This is a genomic window from Planktothrix serta PCC 8927 (assembly GCF_900010725.2).
GTDB classification, from domain to species: Bacteria; Cyanobacteriota; Cyanobacteriia; order Cyanobacteriales; family Microcoleaceae; genus Planktothrix; species Planktothrix serta.
This window is the reverse complement of sequence record NZ_LR734830.1, coordinates 1-5,402: the sequence shown is the minus strand read 5'-3', so window position 1 is coordinate 5,402 and position 5,402 is coordinate 1. Positions and strand designations below refer to the sequence as shown.

The window sequence follows — 5,402 nt, the reverse complement described above, 5'->3', positions numbered from 1 at the left end:
GTTTCGCCACTTCTGAGGCACAACGGTTTCCTCCAAACCCCAAGAATTCACTATGTTGCATAGACCCCGCCCTCTCTTTCCTCTCACCGCCAAGCTGAGTACAGCTATGGCGGGAGTCGACCGGGAGGAAGAAAGATGAAATGCTGAAGAAAATTTTATCAAAAGGTCAATCAGTTCCCCCGGTGGTCAAAGGCACTGATGCCATTGCCAACGAGAAAATCCTGGTGCTGTGGTTGCATGGCAAAAGTCCCCAAACTGTCGACAGCTATCGCCGTGTAGCGGAACGGCTTATGGCTTATTGCAATCACAAACCGATTCAATGGCTTAAATTAGAAGATTTGCAAGGGTTTATCAACGAAGAACTAAGCCAATTTAAAGAAAGCAGCCAACGGACATACATCGCCGGATTGAAAAGCCTATTTTCCTTTGTGGCGAAACTAGGAATCGTTAACTTCAACATTGCACTGGTGATTAAATCTCCCCAAGCAAAAAACGAACTGAGTCACAAAATTTTGGATAAGCCAACGGTAATCCGAATGATTCAGGAAGAACCCGATTCACGCAATCAGTTAGTCCTCAAAATTTTTTACTACACCGGAATCCGTGCCTCCGAATTGGCAGTTTTGCAATGGAAAGACTTGAATTATGGCGTTTTAACCGTTTTCGGCAAAGGGGGAAAGACGCGCTACATCCGCATCCCAGATCCGTTGAGTCGTGACCTCGAAAGTTTACGACAGCAACCTGATAATTATGTGATTCCAGGGCGAAGCGGGAAACGAATCAGCCGCGAACATTTAACCCGAATCGTTAATGCTGCCGCCAAACGAATTGGGGTAAAAGCTTCAGCCCACTGGTTGCGTCATGCCCACGCCAGCCATAGCCTCAAAGCCGGAGCATCAATTGCGTTGGTGAGTCAGACATTGGGCCATTCCGATGTGGCGATTACATCGAAGTATTTGCATTGTGATCCAAATGAATCTAGTGGTTTGTATCTGTGAACTACCTACACCGCCCTAATCGGGTCGGTGTAGGATCAGCGAATTCACAGACCGATGCCCCTGACTTGAAAAGTAGGTGGTCTTGCACAGCCTCCATCAGCAAAAACGGGGTTCCCTCCGCCTGGTGAACTCAAAATTTTCGGTAAGACGCTCAACACTTTGCCAAACAACTTCAGAAGAATGGGTAAGGAAGTTGCAGCTAAAATATGATTAAATACTTTTTCACCAAAAGCTTCAGCCATATTAACAATGTCGACAATTACATCCAATGGAGTTATCTCTTCCTGATCCAAAGACTGAGCCACCAGAGGTAAATAGGTTTCTGCTATCCACCGGGCATCTTCGGGTAAATCAGAAAGTTTATTTTTGTTATATATAGCCTGTAATAATAAAAGTAAACTTTTCTTTAACATCCTGAATCCTATACCTAATCGGTCTTTTAGATTTTTACTGACTCCACCTTTGGTCATCCCCAATTGTTCAGCGACCTCCTCAATAGTTAGGGGGGCTTCTGACTGGATCGATGACCAAAGGGCTTCAATAATTTCTCTTTCAGTTTGCTGTCCTTTGGGGGCAGCTTTAGGGGCATAGTTATAAACATCCTCAATCGTTACTTTTGATCTTGGGAAGGCTAACTGAATTTCATTGATGAGGTCTGACTCCAAGTCAACAACTAAATAAGCGTCGAGGTTTTCAGATGGTCGCAGATGAGCGCGGAGTCGTCCCACATCTTGAATCAATTCTGAGGTAATTTTGCGTTTTACCCACCGACCATAGTGTCCTATTAATTTGTTAGGAATGTTAACCCATCCCGTTAAGGTTTGGAATTCTGCTGCCATTTGTCCTAAGTTGGGAACGAGTTTACCGACACTAATCAGGGTTTGAGTGGTCAAAAATCGGTTTGACCCCCGGTTATCCCGCCCCCAATATCCCAGTTGGACATGTTTACCCAAGTCTTTATAATTGTCCATTGCCGATTTATGGTCAATTAATCCCATATTTTGACCTTGATGAAGGTCGATGATGGCTTCAATAGCAATTTTGATCCGCTCCTGTTGTGTTTCCCGTCGCTGTTTCCCGCCCTTTCCTAAACCCGTAATCACGTGAATATTTAGGTTAGGAGTGGGACGCTGTACTTCTCTAACTTCTAGAATCCAATTAGGATTTACATTAATACTTAAAGCGTAATCCTCTTTAGATTGAGTCGCATCTAAGGCAATAGAAAATCCGGCTGTTTTAATTATATTCCGGTGATGTTTAGAGAGTTGAGTAATGATTAATTTACCATTATGAATGCGTAAATTAATCCGTTTGTTTCCGGTTAAACAATCAATTAATGCGGGTAACCAAAGGGGAATTACATTGGCTTTAATCGCAGCTTGTTTCTCTTCTGGGCTTTGAATGCCGTTAATATATTTAGCATAATTGTCAAAAATTCTATAGCATTCTTTTTTGAGGTCATTAAGGGAGGGGGCAATCCAATTTTCTCCAATAACTTTAACCGCTTTAGGTTCCCCGTTGAGCATTTTATAATCCCAAATTGGTTGACCCCAAACGTCTTTGGCTTTTAGCCAATCCTCGGAATACAATTCCCAGATGACTTGGTTTAATTGATCGACAGAAGGTAGGAATTCCATAACATGTTGGTGAGAAATTCCATATTTATACTTGTCCTGAGTGATTTCCTGCAACCCTTCATAAACGGCTCCTAAAATTGGACGTAAGGCTTTAAATATCTGTTCATCATCTCCCAGTTGAAGTTTGCCAACAGTTTTAAGAATATCATCGGTTTTAATTATCATTTGATGAGATATCTTAACATTAGTGTCGGATTCTTCAAGAATTAAAATATCATCCTCAGAAGGATAGGGAAGGGAATTGATATCAGCACGAATTAACCGCTCATGGGCTAGGGTATTCCTCCGGTTTTCCAGGAAAGTACAACCATTTAGCAGCAGAGGACAGGATTGACAAATGGGTGAATCTTTACCTCCAAAAACAGGAATACCAATTTTAGCAATGGTTAAAAAGGTTTGGTTTTCAGGACAGTTAGAAGGAATTTCAACAGTTTTATGGGAAGAATTTGTACGAATAACATAGGGGTTTCCTAAGGGAGTTTTACGAGTGGAGTCATACACTAAGCCATTATGTCGAGATTCTAGATCAGTATAATGAGTTTCAACAGTGGCAATAGTTGGGTTACGGTGGTTGGGGTCAAGGTAGAAAATTCGAGTGTGATTGTCTTTGTCATTGGGGTCAATTCCAAAGGTTTTTAGGTCAATTAATCCGGCATCATAAGATTTGCCATGTCCGGCGGGAGTGGAGTCTTTAAGAAATTTAAACCCCCTTTCGTAAGCTTCTTGATAGAAGGTTAGTCGCTGCCCGTTTTGGATGATTAATTTAGGAGATCCTAATTCTTGCCATTCTTCAAAGGTTGGTAGTTGGCCAGGAATATAGGAAATGAAGGTTAAAAATTCAGGTTTCCAGAGAACAATTGCACTTGATTTTTTTACCTGTTCTGGGGTTTGTTCCCTTGGGGTTGTGGGTTGTTTTTTTATCTCAGTTCGTAATTTCGATTTCTTAACTCGACGACTATAGAATAGCTTTAAAACTTGAGCTAAATCATCTTTTAATTGAGGTAATTTGAATTTTTTAAACCATTCATCATCGCTCAGACATCCTGGCTCAACATCCCAAGATTTAAAGGGGATAATTGAGGCATTATTAAAGGTTGTGGTATCAATTTCATCAATATCTAGGGAGTCAGTTTTCGGTCTATTGTCTTGACCCCAATTTCTTACCAGTAAGTTAATACCAAGCTTTTTAAGGAACTGGTACAACTCACGATAAGCACTCATGACGTGATGATTGGCTTTGCAGCCTGTATCGGGGTTAAGGATAAATCGAGAAAACAAATTGCTTTCAAGAATTTCTGGGAGTTCTTGAGGTGAACCGTGCCAATTAACCCCACCTGAACCTAACACATTAATGTTATGTAAATGTGCGGCGGTGATTGGTTTTAATGTTCCCTCAATGATGTTAAGGTCTTGAGAGTCATTTAATTTAGAAAACTGTAACGGCAACTCACGGGATGTCCGACGTTCACCACTACCCCAAAGCCATTGATATTTAGGGATTTCCTTGCCATTTTTATTTTCTTTCCCTCGGTGATCATTGGCAATTTGAAAGCCAATAATTAACCCTTTAATGTTACGAATTGGAATCAGATAACCACTATCACTATTAGTGAGTGTTTTTTTGTACCCAATCCCTGGAAAATTGGGGCTAGGAGAGATGAAAAATGATTGATAGGGGCTAACCGATACGAAGCCGATACTATCAATTTGAGCATCAGTTAAACCCCGTTCTCGCAACGCTTGACGGTGTTGGGTACTTAATCCTAACTGCTTTAAAATTAGCCGTGCGTTGATGTCTATTTCTTGATCAGTTAGGGGTTTGAGGGTGGGTTTGTTAAATGTTGGGTTGGGTGTGGGTCTGTATTCGGTTTGGGTTTCCTCTGTATGGGAAACCCAAACCGACCCCATTCCTCCCTTGGCCTGTTTTTTATAAGTCCAACCGTTGATTGTCCAACTGCTATCGGCTCGTAAGCAGATAATCAGAAAATCACCCACGCGACAGCCATGATCTTTCTGGCAGATAGGACAAAGGTTAAGCTTGGAACTTCGGATGAGATGCTGAGTTAGATTTGTAGTGAACATTAGTTTTTACCTCGGATTTTGTTGATCATGGTCAGGAATAGCGGGGCTTGAACTTTGTTCAAGCCCAAACAAGCCCCAAATTGCTTAGGTGTAAAGCAAATACGTCATGATTTTCTTGGAGCCAAGCGACAAATCGATAAGATATAGCTGTTCTAAACGCGGATAAAGCATCAGTAAATGTGTTTAACGGTTTGTTAGCCCAACGCCGTCTTAATCCGCCAGTTAACTGTTGCCAAATAATAAAACTATAGGCACAGAAAACTAATATTAGATGTCGATGAAGACTTTTAAGACTTCGGGTCTGATATTCCCTTAAACCTAACCACCCCTTGGCTTCCCGATAAAATACTTCTACCCAATTTCTTTGGGAGTAAGTTTTAACTATCCATTCACCCGTCGCTTTTTCAGAGCTAACATTAGTAATCAGATAGTTAACTTCAGTCGCTTCTTCTACACTAGGAGCATTCATGACGATAGCTATTATTCTAGTTTCCGATTCGCCTGATATTTCTACCTCAACTGTTGCTACCCAGACAGTTTTTGGAACTTCAAGTTCTAACTGAATATCCGCAAATGCCTCTGGATTAAGGTTTTTAGCCAATTCATCTAATCTAATGTTAACTTTTTCTCCCTCATGTTGCTGTTGACAAACAACTTTCCTGTTTTTTGCTAATCCAGCTATGTA

Annotated in this window: 3 protein-coding genes; 1 reads left to right on the top strand and 2 read right to left on the bottom strand. The window is 41.2% G+C overall.

What is annotated here, in order from left to right; all coding sequences use genetic code 11:
- Positions 1-140: 140 nt before the first annotated feature.
- Positions 141-998: a tyrosine-type recombinase/integrase gene (locus PL8927_RS02560; RefSeq protein ID WP_083617317.1), complete on the top strand. Its 858-nt coding sequence runs from the start codon at positions 141-143 to the stop codon at positions 996-998.
- Positions 999-1,042: 44 nt separating this feature from the next.
- On the opposite strand, the gene PL8927_RS02555 is transcribed toward PL8927_RS02560, so the two are convergent.
- Entirely contained in the window at positions 1,043-4,717 is a 3,675-nt protein-coding gene (locus tag PL8927_RS02555) for a sigma-70 RNA polymerase sigma factor region 4 domain-containing protein (RefSeq protein ID WP_156093079.1), read from the bottom strand.
- Positions 4,718-4,775: 58 nt separating this feature from the next.
- Positions 4,776-5,402: transposase (locus PL8927_RS02550; protein ID WP_156093078.1), on the bottom strand; the 627-nt coding region annotated here is incomplete at its 5' end.